At 73.6% G+C, this 21,782-nt stretch carries 19 protein-coding genes; 13 read left to right on the top strand and 6 right to left on the bottom strand.

Features of this window, described 5'->3' with window-relative positions:
• Positions 1 to 160: 160 nt before the first annotated feature.
• From AB0G28_RS11655 to AB0G28_RS11610, 10 genes are all read left to right on the top strand, one after another.
• Positions 161 to 997 carry a hypothetical protein gene (locus AB0G28_RS11655; protein ID WP_361086554.1) on the top strand — a complete coding sequence of 279 codons (837 nt, stop codon included), beginning with the start codon at positions 161 to 163 and terminating at the stop codon, positions 995 to 997.
• The gene (locus tag AB0G28_RS11650; RefSeq protein WP_361086551.1) at positions 994 to 1,959 is read left to right on the top strand and encodes a polysaccharide deacetylase family protein; all 966 of its coding nucleotides are present in this window, start codon (positions 994 to 996) and stop codon (positions 1,957 to 1,959) included. The genes AB0G28_RS11655 and AB0G28_RS11650 overlap by 4 nt, the downstream gene beginning before the upstream one ends.
• A complete protein-coding gene (locus tag AB0G28_RS11645; protein WP_361086548.1) occupies positions 1,956 to 3,212 on the top strand; it encodes an O-antigen ligase family protein in 1,257 nt (418 codons plus the stop codon). Before AB0G28_RS11650 ends, AB0G28_RS11645 begins: the two co-directional genes overlap by 4 nt.
• Positions 3,187 to 4,245, top strand: a complete 1,059-nt coding sequence (locus tag AB0G28_RS11640; RefSeq protein ID WP_361086545.1) for a glycosyltransferase — start codon at positions 3,187 to 3,189, stop codon at positions 4,243 to 4,245. The genes AB0G28_RS11645 and AB0G28_RS11640 overlap by 26 nt, the downstream gene beginning before the upstream one ends.
• Complete coding sequence (locus AB0G28_RS11635; RefSeq protein ID WP_361086543.1) at positions 4,242 to 5,087, top strand: hypothetical protein; 846 nt, start codon at positions 4,242 to 4,244, stop codon at positions 5,085 to 5,087. The genes AB0G28_RS11640 and AB0G28_RS11635 overlap by 4 nt, the downstream gene beginning before the upstream one ends.
• A gap of 69 nt (positions 5,088 to 5,156) precedes the next feature.
• The gene (locus tag AB0G28_RS11630) at positions 5,157 to 5,675 is read left to right on the top strand and encodes a hypothetical protein (protein ID WP_361086540.1); all 519 of its coding nucleotides are present in this window, start codon (positions 5,157 to 5,159) and stop codon (positions 5,673 to 5,675) included.
• Between the two features lie 19 nt (positions 5,676 to 5,694).
• On the top strand, positions 5,695 to 6,936 hold the full coding sequence (locus AB0G28_RS11625) for a glycosyltransferase family 87 protein (protein ID WP_361086537.1): 1,242 nt from the start codon (positions 5,695 to 5,697) through the stop codon (positions 6,934 to 6,936).
• Complete coding sequence (locus AB0G28_RS11620) at positions 6,933 to 8,348, top strand: oligosaccharide flippase family protein (RefSeq protein ID WP_361086534.1); 1,416 nt, start codon at positions 6,933 to 6,935, stop codon at positions 8,346 to 8,348. Before AB0G28_RS11625 ends, AB0G28_RS11620 begins: the two co-directional genes overlap by 4 nt.
• Positions 8,345 to 9,451: a glycosyltransferase gene (locus AB0G28_RS11615; RefSeq protein ID WP_361086532.1), complete on the top strand. Its 1,107-nt coding sequence runs from the start codon at positions 8,345 to 8,347 to the stop codon at positions 9,449 to 9,451. Before AB0G28_RS11620 ends, AB0G28_RS11615 begins: the two co-directional genes overlap by 4 nt.
• Positions 9,448 to 10,578 (top strand): glycosyltransferase family 4 protein, encoded by a 1,131-nt coding sequence (locus AB0G28_RS11610; protein WP_361086529.1) that lies wholly within the window; start codon positions 9,448 to 9,450, stop codon positions 10,576 to 10,578. The genes AB0G28_RS11615 and AB0G28_RS11610 overlap by 4 nt, the downstream gene beginning before the upstream one ends.
• Position 10,579: 1 nt before the next feature.
• Here AB0G28_RS11610 and AB0G28_RS11605 read toward each other — a convergent pair whose 3' ends face one another.
• Entirely contained in the window at positions 10,580 to 11,983 is a 1,404-nt protein-coding gene (locus tag AB0G28_RS11605; protein ID WP_361086526.1) for a putative glycoside hydrolase family 15 protein, read from the bottom strand.
• Positions 11,965 to 13,410 carry an exopolysaccharide biosynthesis polyprenyl glycosylphosphotransferase gene (locus AB0G28_RS11600; protein ID WP_361086523.1) on the bottom strand — a complete coding sequence of 482 codons (1,446 nt, stop codon included), beginning with the start codon at positions 13,408 to 13,410 and terminating at the stop codon, positions 11,965 to 11,967. Before AB0G28_RS11600 ends, AB0G28_RS11605 begins: the two co-directional genes overlap by 19 nt.
• 321 nt (positions 13,411 to 13,731) lie before the next feature.
• Between AB0G28_RS11600 and AB0G28_RS11595 the strand changes: the two genes are divergently transcribed.
• Both AB0G28_RS11595 and AB0G28_RS11590 read left to right on the top strand, forming a co-directional pair.
• Positions 13,732 to 14,562 (top strand): glycosyltransferase, encoded by an 831-nt coding sequence (locus AB0G28_RS11595; RefSeq protein WP_361086520.1) that lies wholly within the window; start codon positions 13,732 to 13,734, stop codon positions 14,560 to 14,562.
• A gap of 4 nt (positions 14,563 to 14,566) precedes the next feature.
• A complete protein-coding gene (locus tag AB0G28_RS11590; RefSeq protein ID WP_361086517.1) occupies positions 14,567 to 15,880 on the top strand; it encodes an NAD(P)/FAD-dependent oxidoreductase in 1,314 nt (437 codons plus the stop codon).
• Here AB0G28_RS11590 and wecB read toward each other — a convergent pair.
• Positions 15,859 to 17,016 (bottom strand): UDP-N-acetylglucosamine 2-epimerase (non-hydrolyzing), encoded by a 1,158-nt coding sequence (gene wecB / locus AB0G28_RS11585; protein ID WP_361086514.1) that lies wholly within the window; start codon positions 17,014 to 17,016, stop codon positions 15,859 to 15,861. The genes AB0G28_RS11590 and wecB overlap by 22 nt on opposite strands.
• A gap of 153 nt (positions 17,017 to 17,169) precedes the next feature.
• Here wecB and AB0G28_RS11580 point away from each other — a divergent pair, with 153 nt between their 5' ends.
• Positions 17,170 to 18,120, top strand: a complete 951-nt coding sequence (locus AB0G28_RS11580; RefSeq protein WP_361086511.1) for a lysyl oxidase family protein — start codon at positions 17,170 to 17,172, stop codon at positions 18,118 to 18,120.
• Between the two features lie 369 nt (positions 18,121 to 18,489).
• Here the strand turns inward: AB0G28_RS11580 and AB0G28_RS11575 are convergent, their stop codons facing one another.
• The 3 genes from AB0G28_RS11575 to AB0G28_RS11565 all read right to left on the bottom strand — a co-directional run bounded on the left by AB0G28_RS11575 (position 18,490) and on the right by AB0G28_RS11565 (position 21,776).
• Complete coding sequence (locus AB0G28_RS11575) at positions 18,490 to 19,434, bottom strand: sensor histidine kinase (RefSeq protein WP_361086508.1); 945 nt, start codon at positions 19,432 to 19,434, stop codon at positions 18,490 to 18,492.
• Positions 19,431 to 20,273 carry an MEDS domain-containing protein gene (locus AB0G28_RS11570; RefSeq protein WP_361086893.1) on the bottom strand — a complete coding sequence of 281 codons (843 nt, stop codon included), beginning with the start codon at positions 20,271 to 20,273 and terminating at the stop codon, positions 19,431 to 19,433. Before AB0G28_RS11570 ends, AB0G28_RS11575 begins: the two co-directional genes overlap by 4 nt.
• Before the next feature lie 195 nt (positions 20,274 to 20,468).
• Positions 20,469 to 21,776, bottom strand: a complete 1,308-nt coding sequence (locus AB0G28_RS11565) for a right-handed parallel beta-helix repeat-containing protein (RefSeq protein WP_361086505.1) — start codon at positions 21,774 to 21,776, stop codon at positions 20,469 to 20,471.
• Positions 21,777 to 21,782: the final 6 nt, after the last annotated feature.

Here is a 21,782-nt window from a genome sequence, read left to right as displayed (position 1 = left end):
GAGGTCGGGCATGTGTTGTCGTGCCACGCTTTCGAGTGGATTGGAGCCAGGGAAACACTGTCCCTGCGTGACGGACTTCGTTATTCCATCCTTCGAAAGTGACAACGCTTCCGCGTTCCTACGCTTTGCCGTGGCCGACCCGGGACGAGAGGAGTCGTCAGTGGTGGATTACGCGGTACTCGTGGCGTCCGCGGTGCTGTACGCGGTCGGGATCGTCGCGCAGAGCGTCGCCGCCCGGCGGGCCGGGAACCGGCCGGGCACCGGACTGGGGTTGCTGGCCCGGCTGGCCGCCGACCGGCTGTACCTGCTGGGCTTCGCCGGGCAGGCGGGCGGTTTCGCGCTCGCGTTCTTCGCGCGCGCGAAGCTGCCGCTCTACCTCGTGCAGGCCGCGTCGTCGTCGGCGATCGGCCTGGCCACCGTCTTCGGCGTCGCCGTCCTGGGGTGGCGCATCCGCGGCGCGGAGGCGGCGACGCTGGTGCTGCTCGCGGCCGGGCTGGTCGCGCTGGCCGGGTCGTCGTCGGCTTCGGTCGCGAGCGACCTTTCCCCGGCCGGGGTGGCCGTCTTGGCGGTGGTGGTGCTCGGGACGGGACTGGCCATGATCCCGGCCGGCCGGACCGGCGCGTTCCTGCCGTCCGCGGTGCTGTCGGGGGTCGCCTTCGCCGTCGTGGCGGTGGCCAGCCGGACGCTGGCGCACCGCGATCTCCTTGCCCTGCCGGGCATTCCGCTGACCTGGCTGATGCTGGCCGCCGCCGTGCTCGGGCAGGCCGCGATGGCCGGCGCCCTGCAGCGCGGCCCGGCGGCGGCGGTCGTGGCCACGGCCGACGCGACCACGATCGTGCTGGCGTCGGTCACCGGCATCGCCGTCCTGGGCGACCACGTCCTCGCCGGCCGCGAGCCGTGGGTCGCCGCCGGGCTAGCGGTGGTCGTGTCCGGCGTGCTGCTGCTCGGCCTGCAGTCGCGGGCGAGCGCGCTCGACGTCGTCCGGGAGCCCGCGTGACGTCCCGCCCGCTCGCGAGCGTCTCGGTCGACCTCGACAACCTCTGGGCCTACCTCAAGACCCACGGCGATCCCGGCTGGCGCGGCCACCCGAGCTACCTGCCGTCCGCGGTGCCGCGGCTGCTGGAGATCCTCGGCGAGCAGGGGCTCACGACGACGGTGTTCGTGGTGGGCGCCGACGTCGTCCGCGAAGACGGCGCCAAGGCGGTCGCCGAGATCGCCGCGGCGGGCCACGAGGTGGGCAACCACTCCTTCGGCCACGAACCCTGGCTGCACCGCTATTCCCGCGACCGGCTCGAGGACGAGCTGAGCCGCACCGAAGCCGCGATCGCCGCCGCGGGCGCGCCCCGGCCGGAGGGGTTCCGCGGGCCCGGCTACAGCGTCACGCGCGACCTCGTCGAGCTGCTCGCCGAACGCGGTTACGCCTACGACGCCAGCACCCTGCCGACGTGGATCGGCCCGCTGGCCCGCGCGTACCACAACCGCACGGCGAAAGGCACGGAAGAGGGCCTCGACGAGCTGTTCGGCGGCTTCTCCCGCGTGCTCGCGCCGGTGCACGCCTACCGCTGGCGGACGTCTCGCGGCGACGGGCCGGTGGAGCTGCCGGTGACGACGATGCCGCTGCTGCGCACCCCGATCCACGGCTCGTATCTGCAGCAGCTGCACGCAATCTCGCCGCGGCTGGCCCGCGGGTACTTCCGGACGGCGCTGCGGCTCTGCGTCGCCCGCGGGGTGTCCCCTTCGCTGCTGCTGCACCCCACCGACGTGCTCGGCGCCGCCGAGGCCCCCGGGATGGAGTTCTTCCCCGGCATGGCGGCACCGGGTGCGCGGAAGGTGGCCTGGCTCGGCTGGGTGCTTTCGGCGCTGCGCGAGCACTTCGACGTCGTGGGCACCGGCGAGTTCGTCCGCCGGACGGCCGTGCGGCGCACCCGCCCGGCGACGCGGCTGGACGCCGGGAGATGACAACTCTCGCGGTCGTCCGGCCCTCGCTGAGTCGTGAAGCGACAGTGCTGCGTGTCCTCGCGTGCGCGACGGTGGCGCTGGCTCCGGTCGAGGGCTACCTGACGGCCGTGCAGAGCCAGCTCGGCAAGGTCGCCCCCGCGATGCTGACGCTGACGTGGCTGGTGGCGCGGATCCGCCGCCGGCGGCTTCCGTGCCCGACGCCGCTGCACGCGGTGCTGGCGCTCCTCGCCGCGGTGCTGGCCGCGACGGCGGCCCTGCATTCGGCAGGCGAGTTCACCGCGGAGTACACGGTGCGCTGGCTGCCGTTCCTGGTGGTGACGGCGGTGCTCGCGGACGTCGCGAGCCGCGAGGTCCCGATCCGGTGGCTGCTGCTGGCCGCCGCCGCGGGCGCGACCGTCGCCGGGGCCGGGGCCCTGTTCAGCTTGGTCGTCGGCGGCGAAGCCCGCGCGAGCGGGCCGCAGCCGGATCCCAACGACCTGGCGTACTTCCTGGTGGCGGCGGTCCCCTTGCTGGCGGCGCTGAACCGCCCTGGCCGGGGGCTTCCCTCGACAGCCGCGCCGAACCGCCGGGGCCTCGCCCTGACAGCGGCGGCGGTCATCCTCGTCGCCGGTGCGACGGCGACGTTTTCCCGCGGCGGCGCGCTGGGTCTGGCCGCGGCGGTCGGCTGGCTGCTGGTGCGGCGGGTTCTCCCGTGGCGGGTGCTCGCCGCGGCGGCCGCGGCCGCCGTCGGGCTGGGCGTCGCCGCCCTGCTGTTCGCCGGTCCTCAGCTGGACCGGGCCCTGCAGGAGAAGAGCTTCATCGCCGCGTCCAATGTGGACACCCGGGAGCTGCGCTGGCAGGCGGCGGCCCGGATGCTCACCGCCCACCCCGTGCTCGGCGTCGGGCCCGGCGGGTTCCGCGAGCACTACGCCGCCGAGTCGCACGATGCCGAGGTCGACGAGCAGACCCCGGTGGCGCACAACATGTACCTCGAGGTCGCCGCCGAACTGGGCCTGCCGGGGTTCGCGCTGTTCGCCGGGGTGCTCGTCACCGCCGCGGTGACGAGCGAGCGGACCGTCCGGCGAGCCGGCCCCGGGCCCGCGCGCACGGAAGCGATCGCGATCCAGGCGTCGCTGCTCGCCGTCGTCGTCACCTCGACGTTCCTGTCCGAGCAGTACTACCTGCCGCTGTGGTCGCTGGCCGCGGTCGCCGTCGCGGCCGAAATTCGACAAGGAAAGGGAAGCGCCGATGCGGGTGCTGCACGTGATCAGTGAGATGGGGTCCGGCGGGGCGGAGACGCTCGTGGCCGGCATGGTGGCCCGCGGCGAGGAGTACGGCTGGGTGTCCGCCGTCGCCAGCGGCGGGGGCTTCCGCGCCGACGCGCTGGCCGCGGACGGCACGCCGACGTTCGCCGTCCCCCTCGCTCGCCGCAGCAAGGCCGGCGTGCTGAAGGCGGCCTGGGCCACCCGCCGCGCGATCACGCGGTTCCGGCCCGACGTCGTGCTGGCCCACAACGTCGGCGCGAGCCTGGTGGCCCGCCTGGCCCTCGCCGCGGGACGGCGGCGGCCGCTGCTGACCGTCTTCCACGGCGTCGCCGAGGACGACTACGCCGCTGCCGCGCGGATCCTGCGCCGCACCTCTGGCCAGGTCGTGGCCGTCTCGCCCGCCACCGCGGACCGGCTGGTCGCCGCGGGCCTCGACCGGCCGGTGGTGATCCGCAACGCCGTGTTCGCCCGCCCGCCGGTGTTCGGCCGCGCGGAGGTCCGCGCCTCCCTGGGCGTCCCGGAGGGGACGCCGGTCGCGCTCTGCCTGGCCCGGCTGGAGCCGCAGAAACGCCACGACGTGCTGCTGGACGCGTGGGCGGCGGTCGACGGCGACGCGGTGCTGTGGCTGGCCGGCGACGGCAGCCGGCGCGGCGAGCTCGAGCGCCGCAGCGAGGCGCTGGGCCGCCGGGTGGAGTTCCTCGGCACCCGCGCGGACGTCCCGGATCTGCTCGCGGCGGCCGACGTCACCGTGCTGACCAGCGACTGGGAGGGCCTGCCGCTGGCGGTCCTGGAGTCGATGGCGGCGGGACGTCCGGTGGTCGCGACCGGCGTCGGCGGCATCGGCGAGGTGCTGTCCGGCGGGGGCGGGCTCGTCGTGCCACCGGGGGACCCGGCGGCGACGGCTTCAGCGCTGAACACGTTGCTGTTCGACCGGGTGACGCGGGAAACCGTGGCGGCGGCAGGAATCCGGGCCGTCGAGCGCGACTACGACCCGCACACGCTCATGAAGTCCTACGACGAGCTGCTCCGAGGTGCCCGATGAAACGCACTGCTGTGGTGAGCACCGCCGTGGCGCTGCTGGCGGGGGCGCTGGTGCTGCTCGTCGGCCTGACGCGCGGGAACGAGTACCAGGGCCGGGTCAGCCTGCTCGCCACGCCCGCGGCGGTGGACGGTCCGTACGGCGAGGTCGTGTCGCTGGCGTTGCCCGCGCTGGTCGAGCTGGCGCGCAGCCCCTCGGTGCTGCGGGCGGCGGCGCCGGTGTCCGGGTACTCCCCCGACGAGCTGGCCGGGCACGTCTCGGTGGAGCTGGTCCCGGCGTCCGGCCTCGCGCGCCTGTCGGTGCGGGCGGCCTCGGCGGAGCAGGCCGGCGCGACGGCGACGGCGCTGGGCAAAGCGATGATCGACGCGGACCTGCTGGCCCCGGCCGCGAAGCTGCGGACGCTGGACCAGCGGCCGGAAGTCGTCGCGCTGGCGCCGGACGCCCCGCTGGTGCTCGGGCTGGCGCTGGTCGCCGCGGTCGCGGCCGGCCTGGCGACGGCGGCCCTGCGCCGGCTGACCCCGGGCGCGGGACCGGGCCCGGTACGCCGCGCGCTGGCCGCGGCGGGAGTGCATCGGCCGGTGGCGGTCGTCCGGGCGGACGACCCGGCGGCGACCGACCGGCTGGCGGTGCTGTGCCGAGCGGCCGGTCGGCCGGTCCGCGTGCTGCCGGTGACCCCGGAACTGGCCGAGACGGCGGCGAAACTGGCGGCAGGCCTGCCGCTCGAGCACGGCGAAGGCGCTTCGGTGGTGGCGGTCGCGACGGGCGGACGGCACCAGGCGGAGCTGACCGCGGCGACGGGCGTGCTGCCGGCGGACGCGGTGCTGGTGGCGGTGGTGCTGGCATGACCTCGAGACAGCGAGCTGTTCTCGCGCGGACCTCTCGTAGCGCGGCGGGCAAGCGCCCCCAATGTGGCGTTGGGTGCGTCCAACGCACCCAATGCGGCGTTCGGTGCATCCAACGCACCCAAAGTGGCATTCGGTGCATCCAACGCACCCAAAGTGGCGTTCGGTGTATCCAACGCACCCAATGTGGCGTTCGGTGTATCCAACGCACCCAATGTGGCGTTCGGTGCGCCCAACGCACCCAACGCGGCGTTCGGTGCACCCAACGCACCCAAAGTGGCATTCGGTGCACCCAACGCACCCAATGTGGCGTTCGGTGCGCCCAACGCACCCAACGCGGCGTTCGGCGCGTCCAACGCACCCAAAGTGGCGTTCGGCGCGTCCAACGCACCCAATGCGGCGTTCGGTGCACCCAACGCACCCAACGCGGCGTTCGGTGCACCCAACGCACCCAAAGTGGCATTCGGTGCACCCAACGCACCCAATGTGGCGTTCGGTGCGTCCAACGCACCCAACGCCACATTGGGGGCATCCCGGCCCCTCGCAACACCGCCGGCCGGCGAAACCGCCGCGGCCTCGCCGGAGCCCTGACCACGGCGGTGGCGCCGGAATGACCTCGACCCCACACGCCATCCCCACCCGCGCCACCGGCCTGACCCCGAAACAGCGGCTCGTCCTCCTCGGAGCGACCCTCGCCGGAACCCTGAGCGCCTGGCACGCCCTCGCACCCTCCTGGCAGGTCCCCCTCCCGACCCCGGCGAACCTCGCCGAGGAACGGCTGCAGGACTTCCGCGACGCCCTCTACTTCCCGATCCGCGAGTTCCTCACCGGCGGCAACCCCTACGACCCCGCGGCGATGTTCGCGCACTGGCCGGTCCGCCAGGACTTCAACCTGTACCAGCCTTACCACCTCCTGCTGCACGCACCGTTCGCCCTGCTCGGCTACCGCGCCGGCGCCGTCGCGTTCAGCGTCTTCTCACTGCTTCTGCTGGTGGCGCTCGCCGCCCTGACGGCCCACGCACTCCGCCGGTACGTCCCGTTCGCGGTTACGACAGCGGTCGTCTCGGCGCTGCTCGTCACCAGCCAGGTGGGCAAGGCCCAGCTCTACGTCGGCCAGATCAACCCGCTGATCGCCGTCGGCGCGGCCGGCGCCCTGCTCGCCAGGCGCGACCGGCCGGGCTGGGCGGCACTGGCCCTCGCCCTGGCCTGGCTCAAACCCCAGTACGGCTTCCCCCTGGCCGTCCTGCTGTTCGCCCGCGGCTCACGCCGGGTCGCCCTCACCGGCACGGCGATCGCCGCCGCGGCCAGCCTGCCGGTCGTCGTGCTTCTCATAGTCCGCAGCGGCGGGATCGGGCCCTTCCTCGACGTCGTCGTCGCGAACCTCACCCACGCCCGGGGCACCGACTACGGCGCCGTCGACTCCCTTACCGCGCAACGCATCGACATCGCCGCCGTGCTGTTCCGGGTCACCGGCTGGGTGCCCTCCGAACTGGTGGTGCTGGCCGGCGTCCTCGTCACCAGCGCGGTGCTCGCCGGAAAAGCGACCCCGCCCATCGCCGACCTGCTGACCGTCCTCGCCGTCGTGGCCTGCGTGGTGCACCAGCCCGGGGACGTCCTGATCGCCGTCCCCGCGATGGCCGTCGTGGCCATGCGCCACCGAACCGAGCCCGGGGGGACCGCGGCCGGGCTCGCGGTCCTCGCGCTCGCCGTCCCGTTCGCCCATCTGTACACAGTGGACTCCGCGGTGGTCTCGGCGTTCGGCGCGCGGACATCGGTCACTGTGGACGGTGTCGCCGTCGTCGTAGCGTGGAGCCTCGCAGTGTTCGCCGCCGTCCGGGCGCGGGCCGCGTGACGACCGCGCTCGGCACCCGCGCGGTCCGCGGCTCCCTGTGGCTCGGCGCGGTCAACCTCGTCAGCAAGAGCAGCCAGATGCTCGTCACGCTGGTGCTGGCCGCCCTGCTCACCGAAGGGCAGCTCGGCGCCGTCGCGCTCGCGGTGGCGCTGGTGAACCTCGGCCAGGTCGTCCAGTCGATCGGGGTCTACGACGTCATCGGCCGCACCGAACGCGATCCGCGCCGCACGGCCGGCACGGTGCTCACCCTGAGCGTCGGCGCCGGGCTGGTCCTGGCCACCGCGCTGGCGGCCGCCGCCGGACCGGTCACCGCGTCGCTCGGCACCCCGGACGCCGCCGGGCTCGTCCGGCTGGCCGCGCTCGGCCTGCCGTTCTCGGCCGCGGGCGGGGTCCAGATGGGCCTGATGCACCGGGAGCTGGACTTCCGGCGACGGCTGCTGCCCGACGGCGGCGGCGCGGTCCTGGGCGCCGCGCTGACGGTCGTCCTCGCGCTGTACGGCGCCGGGCCGCTCTCGCTGGTGCTCGGCCTGCTGGCCACGGCGGTGGCGCAACCGCTGCTCGGCGCGCTGGTCCGCGGCGGGGTACGGCCGTGCTGGGATGCCGCGGCGGCGCGGGAAGTGCTGCGCTGGGTCGCCGTCGTGGGGCCCGCCGCGGTCGTCGGCGCGCTGCTGGTCAACCTCGACTACCTGGCCGTGGGCCATGTCCTGGGCCCGGACGCCGTCGGCGTCTACTCGCTCGCGTACCGGCTCGCCTGGGTGCCGTACATCATGGTGGCGGTCGTCCTCGGCGCCGTCGCCTTCCCGGTGTTCACGCGGTTGCGGCGCGAAGGCGCGCCGCTCGGCGGGGCCGTCACCCGGTTCACCCGCGCGGTGCTCGTGGTGACCGGCGGGCTCTACCTGGCACTCGCGGTCCTGGCCGACCGCGTCGTGCTGCTCGGCACGCGCTGGGCGGGCGCGAGCAGCCCGCTCGTGCTGCTGTCCGGCTACGGCGTCGCGATCTGCCTGCTGCAGATCTGGTACCAGGCGGTGAAGGCGACCGGGCACGTGCGGCGGTACCTGGCCCTCGAAACGACGCACCTGGTCCTGCTGGCGGCCGGGCTGGTCCTGCTGACCCGCTTCGGGATCGGCGCCGTGGCCGCCGTGCAGCTCGCGGCCGCGTGGCTGGTGGTGCCGCTCGCCTGGCGGGTGCTGGCCGGGCTCGGCGTAGCACCATCAGTTACGGGCACGCTCGTCCGCGTCCTGCTCGCCTGCGCCGCCGGGGCGGTGCCCGCGATAGCCGTCGAGCGCGTGTTCGGCGGCTCCCTGCCGGGCGCGCTCGCCGAAGCCGCCGTCCTCGTCGCCGGGTACGCCGGGGCGACGCTGTTGCTGCAGCGCAAGGCGCTCGCCGAACTGCGCCGGGGAGGTCTCCGGTGAGGATCGTGCACGTCACCCAGCCCGTGACCGCCGGCGTCGCCGTGGTCGTGCTGGAACTCGCGGTGGCGCAACGGAACCGGGGCTGGCCGGTCACCGTCGTGTGTCCTCCCGGGTGGCTCGCCGACCGCGCCCGCGAACTCGGCATCGACGTCCGCGGCTGGGCGGCGAGCCGCTCCCCCGGTCCGCGCTCGCTCACCGAGGCCCTGCGGCTGCGCCGGCTCCTGACCGAGCTGGACCCGGACGTCGTGCACCTGCACAGCTCGAAAGCCGGGCTCGCCGGCCGGCTGGCCGTGCGCGGCGGCCGTCCGACGGTCTTCCAGCCGCACCTGTGGTCCTTCGAGACCGCCCGCGGGCCGCTGCGCCGCGCGTCCGCCGCGTGGGAACGGTTCGCCTCGCGGTGGACGGACCTCCTCGTGTGCGTCAGCGACGACGAGCTGGCCGCCGGCCGGGCGGCGGGCGTGACGGCCGAGGCGGAAGTCGTCTGCAACGGCGTCGACACCACCCGGTTCGTCCCCGGCGACCGGCTCGCGGCGCGGCGGCGGCTCGGCCTGCCCGCGCGGGCCCCGATCGCGGTGTGCGTCGGCCGCCTGGCCGAGCTCAAGGGCCAGGACCAGCTGCTGTCGGCGTGGCCGGAGATCCTGCGGCGGCTGCCGGACGCGATGCTCGTCCTGGCCGGCGACGGGCCCATGGGTCCCGTGTGGCGCGAACGGCATCCGATGGCGCGCCACGAATCCGTGCTGTGGCCGGGGCACACCGACGACCCCGCGGCCTGGTACACGGCCGCGGACGTCGTCGTCCTGCCCTCCCGGGCCGAAGGCATGGCCCTGGTGCCGCTGGAGGCGATGGCGTGCGAACGGCCGGTCGTCGCGTTCGACGTCGGCGGGACACACCAGAGCATCGCGGACGCCGGCGCGGTGCTGCCGCCCGGCGACGTCGCCCGCCTCGCCGACGCGGTGGCCGACCGCCTCGCCGACCCCGGACTCGCCCGGCGCGAAGGCGAGCGCGGCCGCCGCCGCGTGGCGCTGTCCTTCGACCGCGGCCGGATGACCGACCAGATCGCCGCCCTCGTCGACAAATTCACCCCGTCGGAGCGCATCTCATGACCCGTATCGCCTACCTGCTCACCCAGGACCGCGGCGGCCCGGTGGACGTCACCGTCCGCCTGGCCGCGACGCTCGCTAGTTGCGGCGTTGACGGCGCCGACGTCCGCGTCTTCGGCCCCGTCCCCGCCCGGGGCGCGTCCCTGCTCGAGGGCATCCACGAGGAACTGACGGTGGGCAACAAGGAAGACGTCGCGGCGGCGGGCCGGGCGCGCGCGGCGATCCGGGCGTGGCGGCCCGACGTCGTGCACGCGCAGGACCGGCGCGCCGGCCTGGTGATCGCGGGCCTGCGCTTCGGGCCGCGTCCCGTGCTGGTCCAGACGTACCACGGGGTGCCCGACGACGTCGCCGAGCCCTGGTTCCGCGGCTCGCGCGGCGGCGGGCCGTCGGCCTACACGCGGACGGTGCTCGCAGCGGACGCCGTCGTCGCCCGGCTGGTGGACCGCACCATCGTGCCGGCCGAGGCGATGGGCTCGTTCCTGCGCCGCCGCCTGCGGGTCCCCGCGGGACGGCTGGCGCACATCGACAACTGCGTCGACCCGGCCTCGCCGACCCCGCCGCGGGGGCCGGTGCGGCACCTCGTCTTCGCCGGGCTCCTGGTGGAGCGCAAGGGAATCCTCGACCTGCTGGCCGCGCTGGCTCTTCCCGGCGTACTGCCGCCCGAGGCGCGGCTGACCGTGGTCGGCGACGGCCCGCAACGCGCCGAAGCGGAACGAGCGGCGCAGCAGTCACCGCTCGCCGGGCGTGTGACGTTCCTCGGGTTCCGGCCGGACGTGCCCGCCCTGCTCGCCGAAGCGGACGCGCTCGTCCTGCCGTCCACAATGGAGCAGCAGCCGCTGGTGGTGGCCGAGGCGATGGCCGCCGGGAAACCCGTCCTGGCGACGGCCACCGGCGGCGTGCCCGCGATGCTCGACCTGCCGGGCAGCCCGTCGTTCCTGCCGCCGCCCGGTGACGTCCCCGCCCTCGCCGGGGCACTGCGTGCCCTGTTCGCGGAACGGGACCCGGGCCGGCTCGGCCGGCTCCTCGCCGAACGCGCCCAGGCCCGCTACCGCCCCGAGGCGTGCGCCCGCCGCCACCTGGCCCTCTACGACCAGCTGACCGGCTCGCCGCGGCCCGCCCGGCGCGCGTGACTCACCGGGCCCAGAGGTTGCCGATCCGGAACCCGTCCCGGGTGACGGTCCACCGCACGGCCCGGGCCGGCGGGTCGACCAGGATGACCGCGTCCGCGGCTTCGAGGGTGATGGGGGCGGGAGCCGCGCTCGAAGTGGCAGTGGGGCTGGGTGAGGTCGGCGTGGGCGTGGCAGTGGACGAACTCGGCGTGGACGAGGTGGGCGTGGGTGTGGGCGTGGGCCGCGGCGAGCCGGGCTTGACCAGGCCTTCGGGCGGGACCACCGTCCGGGTGGACCCCGTCGGGTTCACCGCGATCCAGCCGTGGGTGAACGTCCGGGTCCAGACGCCGTTCGGCAGGCGGCCGGCCGCGTCCACCGCCTCGCCCAGCCCGCTGTCCTGCAACGCCGACCATTCCGGGTTCCGGTAGTCGTCGGTGGTCGCCCGGGTCCAGCACGTCCTCGGCCCGGCGAGCAGCGCGGCGGACGCGTAGCCGGCCCGCTCCTCCCGCGCGTTGTGCGTCCGCGTGACCAGCAGCAGCAGGGACTCGCCGAGCGCGGCCTGGGCGCGCAGCTCCTGGAACTCGTTGCCGCGGAACGTCAGGAGCCCGCCGGTCCCGCCGTCCTCGCGGAACCCGAAGTTCTCCTCCATCGCGCCCCCGAAGCGGGAGTGCGCGGTCCACCGGCCCGGCACCAGGTGCGTCTCGGATACGTTGGGCACCAAGAGCTTGTCGGCGCCCGAGAAGGCATCGCCCGCCAGGGACAGGAACGCGTCGAGGCCGTCGCGCAGCTTGCGGTCGGTCTCCGCCGCGTTCTTGGTGCCGGCGAGCACCGCGGACGAGTAGAAGCTCAGCGTGTTGAAGTCGTTGTCCGCGAGGACGCCGTCCCAGCCCTCGTGCTTCACTTCGGCGAGGACGGCGTCGGTCCAGGCCTGCTGGTAGGCCGGGTTCCACACCGCCATCTGCCAGTGCCGCGGGTAGCCCTGCCACTCGATGCGCCGGCCCTTGACGTCGACGGCGAACCACTCGGGGTGGTTCTGCTGGGCGGCGACGTAGCCGACGCCGCTCGGCAGGAAGGCCGCGTCGTGGCCGCCGTCGACCGCGCCCGGGTAGTTGCGCGTACTGGAAAGATCCTTGTACACCAGCACTTTCATCCGCGGGTTGAGCTGGTGCAGCCGGCGCATCGCCGCGCTCTGGTCGGCGTTGAGCACGACGACGTCGTACCGCCGCGCCGCTTGCACGATCTCGTCCGCGGTGGGCGCCTTGCCGATCCCGTACCACCACCCGCAGGGCGCCAGCGGCTTCGGCGACGGCGAGGAGATCTCCTGCGCCGAGCTGGTGACGCACCCGGTCAGGCCGGCGGCCAGCAGGACGAGCACGGCCGTCAAGCGGGCCACCGGGTGTTCGCGGATCAGCGTTGCCTTCGGCACAGCAGCTCTCCCACCGTGAGGACGACGATCTTGAGGTCGAGCCAGAGGGACCAGTTCGCGATGTAGTAGTTGTCGTAGCGCGCCCGGTCCGCGATCGACGTGTCCCCGCGCAGGCCGTGCACCTGGGCCAGTCCGGTCAGCCCGGTCGGCACCCGGTGCCGGGCCCAGTACAGGTCGTGGACGGCGGAGAACTCGTGCACGAACACCGGCCGTTCCGGCCGCGGGCCGACCAGCGACATGTCCCCGCGCACGACGTTCCACAGCTGCGGCAGCTCGTCCAAAGAGGACCGGCGGAGGAACCGGCCGACCGGCCCGACCCGGCTGTCCCCGGCGACCGACCAGCGGGTCTGCGAATCGTCGACGGCGGCCTGCCGGACGCTGCGCAGCTTGTAGAGCACGAACGTGCCGCCGTCCATCCCGACCCGCACCTGCCGGAAGAAGACCGGGAAGCCGCTTTCCACCGCGACCGCCAAGGCGCAGCAGGCGATCACCGGCGCGAGGAGGAACAACGCGGCCGCGGCCAGCGTGGTCTCGACGGCGCGCTTGACCCACCAGCTGGGCCGCCGCGTCGGCGCCCCGCCCAGCCACACCAGCGGGTAGCTGCGCAGCCGGTCGACGCCCGGCCCGTCCGGGCAGAGCTCGAACAGGTGCGGCAGCACCAGGGTGACGCACCCCAGCCGGTGGGCGGTGATGGCGGCGTCGACGACGGCACTGTCGCCGTCGCCCGCCGGCGCGAGGATCACCGTGCCCGCACGCAGCCGCGTGATGGCGTCGGTGAGGTCGCCGCCGATCGGCTCGACCGGCAGGCCGTCGGACGCCGGGTCCGGCGCGGACGCCACGACGCCGACCGGGAGCAGGCCGAACTCCGGGTGTTCCAGCATGGTGCGGACCAGCTCGCCGCAGATCCGCCCGGAGCCCACCACGACGGCCCGGTCGCAGCGGCGCAGCCGGCGGCGGCCCCACCGGCCGAACGCGAAGACCGCGGGCCGGACGCCTTCGCTCACCACGGCGAAGAGCAGGACGACCTCCTGCATCCGCGCGGTGTCGTCCCCCTCCATCCCGGCCACGAGCGCCGTTCCGGTGACGAGCGCGAACGCCAGCGCGGTGGCGGTGACCGAGCGCGGGAGGTCCTGCAGCCAGGAGAGCCAGAGCCGGCGGCGGTGGACGCGGCCGCCGACCCGGGTCGCGGCGAGCGCCGCGGCCGTCACCACCGCGCACACCGGGCCGGGGCCGGTCCGCAGCACCGCGGTCAGCCAGGCGCCGCCGTCGACGGCGGCGAGCAGCACGGCCACGGCGTTGACGCGGGCCAGCAGCGGGCGGCCGCGGGCGGAATCGTCCCGGCGGTCGCGCGGCCGGGCGTCGCCCGGCCGGGGGTGCCGCTGCGCCGGCAGCGCTTCGGCGAGGACCGTGTCCTTCAGTTCAGTCACCGGTCTCGACCTCTTCTTGACATTGAGGATCCCATTCTCGCTTTCCGCACGACTCAGCCATTCGAGACAACACCGGCTCGATCGAGTGAACTTTCCCGCGAAGTCCCGGAAATACACCCGATAGGGGCGTCCAACAGACCCGATCCGGTGATTTTTGGAAACACCAAGTAGTTCTGATGACGCGCGTCCTTCCGGGGGATTTTCCGGGCCACTAAAGAAACCACACAACATAGCCGAATATCACTCGACAGCCGCACGAAACCCGACTCCGTCCGGGTGAGCAGCACTGCGGGCATCGACACAACCGAGCAGAGGGGAATCGTGGCACGCGAAGAGACCACCCTGGCCACACTGTCCGAACCGGACCCCACCGGACCGGATCCCACCGGGGGACGGACCGGCGGGCGGGCGCACGTCGTGCTGCCCGCGTTCAACGAAGAAGCGTCCCTGCCGCCGCTGCTGCGCCGGCTCGCCGACGTGGCCCGCACCGAGCAGGTCACCGTCTGGGTCGTCGACGACGGCTCGGCCGACGCCACGGTCGCCGTGGCGGAGGCGGGCTACGGCGGGCTCGACGTCCGCGTCGTCCGGCACCTGGTGAACCTCGGGCTCGGCCGCGCGGTGCAGTCCGGGCTCCGGGCGGCGCTGGAAGACGCGAGCCCGGACGACGTCGTCGTCGTGATGGACGCCGACGACACGCACGACCCGGCGCTGATCCGCGCGCTGCAGGCCGAGATCACCGCCGGCGCGGACGTCGCGATCTGCTCGCGGTTCGTCCCGGGCGGCGACGACCGGACCGCGCCGTTCGGGCGGCGGCTGCTCTCCCGCGGCGCCGCGCAGCTGTTCCACCGCGCCCTCGACGTCGACGGCGTCCGGGACTTCACCAGCGGCTACCGCGCCTACCGGGCGTCGCTGCTGGCGCGCGCGTCGGCCCACTGGGGCGAACGGCTCATCGAAGAACAGGGCTTCGCCTGCATGGTCGAGCTGCTGCTCAAGCTGCGCCACTGCCGCCCGGTGATCACCGAGGTTCCGCTCGCCCTGCGGTACGACCGCAAGCAGGGACCCAGCAAGCTGAAGCTGCGACGCACCGTCGTGCAGTACCTGAAACTGCTCGCCCGCGACCGGCTCAGCCCGGCGCCCTACCGGAAGCTGTGACCCGGTGACCCTCCCCGACTCCCCGCACGTCGCCGTGATCGGCGGCGGCATCTGCGGCCTCGCCGCCGCCCACCGCCTCGTCCGGCGCGGCGCCCGCGTGACCCTGCTCGAGAGCGGCGACCAGCTCGGCGGCCTCGGCACGTTCTTCGCCCACGGCGACCGGTGGGCCGAACGGTTCTACCACTGCGTCATGCCTTCGGACGCGAGTCTGCTGGCCCTGCTGGGCGAGCTGGGCCTGCGGGATTCGGTGCGGTGGCGGGAAACCACGATGGGCATGGTCGTCGACGGTCGCCACCACCCGTTCAACTCCGCGCTCGACCTGCTGCGGTTCTCCGCGCTGCGGCTGCCCGACCGCGTGCGCTTCGGCGTGGTTTCGCTGCTGCTGCGGCGGTTGGGCGAGGGCAAGGACCTCGACCGGCTGCGCACCGAGGACTGGCTGCGCGGGCTCTACGGCGACGTCGTCTGGGAACGGCTCTTCGCACCGATGTTCGGCTCGAAGTTCGGACCGTCCTTCGGGGACGTTCCCGCGCTGTACCTGTGGCAGCGGCTGGGCCGGGAGCGCAACGTGGCCACCCGCGGCTACCCGGCGGGCGGCTACAAGACGATCATCGACGCACTGCGGACGTCGATCGAGCGCACCGGCGGCACCGTGCGCACGGAAACCCCGGTGCGGCGGCTGCACAGCACCGGCGGCCGTGCGGTCCTCACCCTGGCCCACGGCGAGGTCCTCGACGCCGACCACGTCGTCTCCACCGTGCCGCTGCCCCTGCTGCGGCGCATCGCCGACGACGAGCTCGCCGCCCGGCTGCCCCGGACCGACCTGCCCTACCAGGGCGTGGTCACCGGCGTGTTCTTCCTCCGCCGCCCGGTGACCGAGCACTACTGGACGCCGGTGCTGCACTCGGGCACCGAGTTCGACGGGGTCGTCGCGATGTCCGAGCTGGCCGGCGCGGTCGGCGGCCACCACCTCGTCTACGTCATGCGGTACACCGATCGCGGCTCGCCGCTGTACCTCGACGACGACACGGCGATCGCCGCCCGCTGGTCGGCCCAGCTCCGGGGCCTGTACCCCGAGCTCGGCCCGGACGACCTCGCCGGGGTGCGGGTGTTCAAGGCGCCGTTCGTGGAACCGGTGTACCCGCTGGGTTACCTGGCCGAGCGGCCCGCCGTGCCGGTGGCGGGCACGAACCTGCTGCTGGCCACGACCGCCCACGTGTACCCGGACGTCACGAGCTGGAACTCGAGCGTCGCGCTCGCGAACGACGTCACGAGCCGGATCCCCGTCCCGGCCGGGAATCAGCCCGCGGCGGCCCGCTGAGCGAGCACGGAACCGAGCGCGGCCGCGATGCGGGCGGCGGCGGACCCGTCGCCGTACGGGGACGGGAGCGCCCGCAGCCGTTCGCGGTGGCCGGCGACGTCGTCGAGCCACCGGGCGACCTCCGTCCCGATCCCCGGCCCGGGCAGCACCCGCACGCCGAACGTCCCGGCGATCTCGGGACGCTCGGTGCTGCGCCGCACCACGACCACGGGTCGCTTGAGGACACTCACTTCCTCTTGGATGCCCCCGGAATCGGACACGACCACGGCGGCCTCCGCGGCCAGCGCGAGGAACGCCGGGTAGGCCTGGGGTTCCAGCCGGACGAGGGGTTCCAGCAGCCGCGTCAGGCCGAACTCCTCGACGCTCTTGGCCGTGCGCGGGTGCAGCGGGAACACGACCGGCAGCGGCAGCCGGCCCAGCTCCCGCAGGATCACCTCGAGCCGGCCCGGGTCGTCGACGTTCTCCGGGCGGTGGATGGTGGCCAGGACGAACCGGTCGCGCGCCAGGCCACGGGCCGCCAGGACGGCTTCCCGGTCGGCGGCGCCCGGGAGCGCGCTCTCCAGCGCTTCCACGACCGTGTTGCCGGTGACGGCGATCCGTTCGGCGGGCACGTTTTCCGCCAGCAGGTTGCGGCGGTTGAGGTCGGTCGGCGCGCAGCAGAGGTCGGCCAGGTGGTCGATCAGCACGCGGTTGTGCTCTTCCGGCATCGCGCGGTCGTGGCTGCGCAGCCCGGCTTCGACGTGCACCAGCGGAAGGTCGTGTGCGTTGGCCGCGAGCGCGCCGGCGAGCGCCGACGTCGTGTCACCCTGCACGACCACCACCCGGCCGGGTTCGGCGGCCAGGACTTCGTCGACCGCGCTGACCGTCCGCCCGAGCTGGCCGCCACGACGGCCGGCACCGACGCCGAGTTCGTGGAACCGGCCGGACGGCGGCAGGTCCGCGCGGATGCGCGAGTACAGCGCATGGTCGTAGTGCTGTCCGGTGTAGACGACCGCGCACCCGTCGCCGAAGAACCGCATCAACGGCGCCAGCTTGATCAGTTCCGGCCGCGTCCCGCAGACCAGCGTGATGCCCCCGGCCGGCCGCACTTCCGGGGCGCGGGCGGCTGATTCGCGGAAAGCTGTGGTGGTCGGCATGCGGTGCATTCCCTCCGGGGACGTCGGTTCGCCCGCACGCTACTCACCGCAGCCACCGAAACGGTGGCAGCTCAGTCGATTGTGTGACACGACGGCGTGCCGCGGCCCCCTAGAATGGCGCGGTCGGAAAGCCCGGACAGAACGGCGCAGCTCTTGCTCGAGAAACACGCGGTATTGGCGGCCGTGGTCCTTTCGGTCACCGCCCTGGTCACCGCCGCCACGCCAGGCCCGCGCGCCGACGAGGTGCCGGGTGTCCTCCTCCCCGATCTGCGCCAGGCGATCCCGGGGTGCGACGGCGGCGGTTCCGGCGACCTCGCGCAGTGCGACGCCTGGGACGTGTGCCCGGTGATCGACCCCGCGACGCCCAGCGGGCGGTGTGTCCCGGCCACCGTGGCGAAAGCCGTCCGGCTGCGGTTCACCAGCGCGGAGGAGAACGTCGGCGACGGGCCGTTGCTGCTCTACGGCCGTCGCGACAACACCGATCAGGACACCATGTCCGTGCGCCAGGCGCTGCGCAGCGCGTCGAACGGCTCGATCCCGGCCGGCTACGCTTCGGCGCAGCGAGCCACCCGGGCTTTCACGTACTACGAGCCGGCGGTCGCCCACCAGCACTGGCACCTGATGAACTTCGAGCACTTCGCGCTGGTTTCCCCGCAGGGCAAGACGATCGTCACCGACCGCAAGAACGGCTTCTGCCTCGGCGACCGGTTCGCGGTGGCGGACATCGGCGGTCTCGACCACGTCCCGGGCGACACGGGTCCCGACGCCGACCTCGCCGAGACACTCCGTTCGAACCAGTGCCGCCACCACGAACCGACGGCCCTCGACGTGCTCGAAGGGATTTCGGTCGGCGCGGGCGACGACTACAAGTACACGGTCGACTTCCAGTGGCTGGACATCACGCACGTCCCGGCGGGCACGTACGACCTGGTGAACACGGTGAACGCGGACCGGACGCTGCTGGAGTCGGACTACCGCAACAACGCCTCGGCCGTGGCGCTGTCGATCGAGTGGCCGCAGGGCATGCCGGGACCGGACACGATCCCGGCCGCCCCGGTCGTCAAGCTGCTGCGCGCCTGCCCCGGCCGGCCCCGCTGCGCCTGAGCGGCCCGCCCAAAGCGCCCCTGCCCAAAGCGCCTCAATGAGGTTTTCTCAGTAGCGTCGATGTCTGGTGTGGTGATGCGGGTTGCCTGCGCGGCTACCTGCACCCGGCGAGCTCCGGTGGCCAGCGACAGCCATGAATCCCGCGGGGCGGCGGGTGTCTTGAACGAGTCGTTCAAGACACCCCAGGTCCTGAACGACTCGTTCAAGACATGAGCGGGCCGCAGCCGGCCCAGTGGCCTGCCACGCCGACCCACGCAGCCCGCCGGTGAGAAAACCCCAATGTGGCATTGGGTGCGTTGGACGCACCCAATGTGGCGTTCGGTGCGTTGAGCGCAACCAACGCCACATTGGGGTGCTTGAGGCGGGTCTTCAGCTACTCGTCGCCGGGCGGCCCGCGATGAGGCGGACCGTGAAGCCCGTGTCGTCGCGGTGCAGCGTCACCTGGCTGCAGATCTGGTGCGCGATCCACAGCCCTCGGCCGCCCTCGGGACGGTCGGCCGGGAGCAGTCCGGCGAACGGGTCGGCGGGGCCCGCGCCGGCGTCGTGCACGGTGACGACCACGTGCTCGCGGTCGGTCCAGATCCGCAGCCGGACCGGCGGGTGACCGTGGCGCAGCGCGTTGTCGACGATCTCGCTGGTGGCCAGGACGAGGTCGTCGATCTCCGCGGCGGGCAGGTCGGCCTTGCCGGCCGCCACCACGGCCCGGCGCGCGGCCGGCGGCCGGGGATCGGTGAGCTCGACCAGCGGTGTCGTGTGTTCGATCGGGTCGGGCGTCATCGGCCGCGGGCCGGCCAGGAAGGACAGCGGGTCGACGAAGCCGGCGTTGGCCTCGTGGCCGCCGCCGGGCGTGGCCAGGAAGGGATGGGTGCGGGCGACGTCGTCGAGCACGTGCCGCGGCGTCGTGCGCGTGTCGTAGGCGCAGACGCTGCGCAGCGGAAACTCGTCGTAGGCGTGGTTGACCGCCGCTTCGTACCGGGCCCACCAGTCCCAGGACGTGTCGATCGCGGCGCGCGGCACTTCGCCGACGATGCGGATGCCCGCGGCGCCGTCGGCGACGAACCCGGACATCAGCTCGCGGTAGGACTTGATCGCGGCGGCGGGCCGCGCGTAGAGGTCGCCGGCCGGCAGGAAGTGCGTGCCCGGCGAGGGCGCGAGGGCCGCACGCACCAGCTCGGCCCGGTCCGGTTCCAGCGAGACGACGGTCTGTTCGCCCGCGGCCAGCCCGCCGGCGAGGAACGGCACGACGACGGCGAGCAGTTCCGCGTCGGAGGCGTAGTGCACGGCGGCGTGGTCGTAGCCCCGCCCGGCGCTCACCACCCGAGCTCCACGCGCACCCGGGTCAAGCCGAACAGTTCGCACAGGCGCGCCGGGGTGGACAGCCGCGTCCGCAGGACGACCGTGGTGCCGCGCCGCTCGGCGTAGTCGGCGACGTCGAACAGGCTGCGGTGGTCGATGAAGTCCAGGTCGCCGGCGTCGATCTCGATCGTCCCGGCCGTGGCGGGCAGGTCCGCGCGTTCCAGCGCCAGCGGCCACAGCCGGCGGACCGCCATGTCCAGCTCCCCGTCCAGCGCGGCGGCACTCCCGTCCCGCGCGTGCCCGTGCAGGTGGAACGACGTCGCGCCCGCGTGCGCGGCGGGGTGCAGGCACGCCAGCTGCGCGACGGTTTCGTCGCCCAGCTCGTCCAGGTCGTAGCCGCACATCGCCGACATCGGGTGGGCGGCCATGTAGCGGTCCGCGCGGTGCTCGTAGCGGGCGAACGCGTCCAGCTGGGCGGGGGTGCGCACCAGCGACGTCGCGTCGGCGGCGACCCGCAGGCCGGTGAACCCGGCGGCCAGTGCCTCCGAGGTCGCCGCGGCGTAGAACCCGACCTGGCCGGCGGGGTCGACGACGGCTCCCCGGTGGTAGGTCGACTCCACCGACGCGACCCGGACCGCGCCCCGGCGCACGCCCTCGTCGAACCACCCGGTCGTCCGCAGCTGCCCGGCGAGGACGGCCTCGTCACCCGGGGCGACGTAGAGGACCCGCGCGCCCTCCGCCAGCCCTTCGGCCAGGAACTCCCGCGCCCGGTCCAGGAACTCGCCCCGGCGCCGGTAGCCCCAGCAGACGTGGTCGCGGGCCATCGGGAACCCGCTGCTGTCCCGCTGTCTCGGCATTCGCACGGAGCGACCATACGCCGCGAGTCCGCGATCCCGCGGGGGTCTCACACGGCCGGACCAGGCACAGACCGTCACCTCCGCGCTGCGCTCGAACGGCTTTCACCCGATCGAGCGCGAGCCGGGCCGGCCACCACCGGTCTGTGGCGCCGGCCGGGCCGCCGTGCCCCAAGCGGGTCGTCGACAAAGGCGGTGTCAGTACTCGAAAGCGCCGAGGTCCGGCGCCTTGCCGTGGTAGGGCAAACCCACGTCGGTGCCCTTGTCGATCAGCGAGCTGTTCGCCGCGAGGCGGAGGTTGGGCAGCACGGGCAGGCTGCCGTCGGCCTGCCGCCGCGCGTTCCAACCGGACGTGGACACGCTCTGGAACTGCGCGTCCGACAGCGGCACGCTCAGGTTCCAGGAGTTGGACGACGCGTTCGTGCCGGACATGTTCGACGTCAACGTGCCCTGGTAGGCGATGTTGTTGCGCAGGGTGCCCAGGCCGACCGCCGCGCCGGCGGAGTTGATGCCGAGCATGTTGAAGTCGGGGTGGTTGTTGTAGCCGGTGTTGTCGAAGTAGTCGTTGGCCAGGGTGTGGTGGTTGGCGTAGAACCCCGAAGCGCGGTTGTCGAACGCCACCGAACCCCGGACGGTGTGCTTGACGCCGTTGCTGACGTACTTGCCGCCGTAGCCGCCCATCTTGAAGCCGTTGCCGTTGCCGGACGCCGTCGTCGTCTCCGGCAGGTAGCCGTTGCGCCAGGCCCACGAGTTCTCGATGGTCACCGGCGAGAAGGCGTTGATCAGGTCGAACCCGTCGTCGGAGTTCCACCACGCGCGGCAGCCGCGGAAGACGTTGCCGGGGTGGTTGGCGGAGATGTGCGCGCCGAACCCGTCGGCGCTTTCGCCGGCTCCGTTCGACGTGCGCGGGTCGTAATTGTCGTACGAATCCGAGTTGAGGACGAGATTGCCCCCGCCGTCCTGGATGAACAGGCCCGGTCCCATGTTGTTGTGCAGGTTGAGCAGCTCGAAGGTGTTGTTGCTCCCGGAGATCCAGATGCCCCAGGATTCGTGGTTGAGGTTGTTGTTCTGCGGGACGCCCTTGACTTCGAGCCCCTTCAGGTGGATGTAGTTCCCGGTGACGTCGAAGCCCTTGATCCGGCAGTCGTCGCTCACGCGGGAGAAGTCGAAGACCGGGGTTTCGCCCGGGTAGGCCCAGTAGCGGATCGGGTTGCCCGCACTGCCGCTCTTGTTCAGGGTGATCGCGTCCACCCGGTCGGTCTGGCTCGCGCACGCCTTGTTCGCGCGGGAATAGCTGTAAGTGCCACCCCGGAGATAAACCGTGTCACCCGCTTGGGCGATGGATTGGGCGTGCGCCACCGACGCCCAGGGCGCGGCCTGCGTCCCGGCGGCGCTGTCGCTGCCCGCCGGGGAGACGTAGTAGGTCTTTCCGGCGGCCGGGCTGCCCGCGGCCACCGGAGCAACGGCGATCGTCAACGAGAACACGAGGAAAGCAAAGATCTTCATGCGCAA

The organism is Amycolatopsis sp. NPDC021455 (assembly GCF_040640995.1).
Classification (GTDB): domain Bacteria; phylum Actinomycetota; class Actinomycetes; order Mycobacteriales; family Pseudonocardiaceae; genus Amycolatopsis.
The sequence above is the reverse complement of the archived record's forward strand: the minus strand, read 5'-3'. Positions and strand labels throughout refer to the sequence as shown.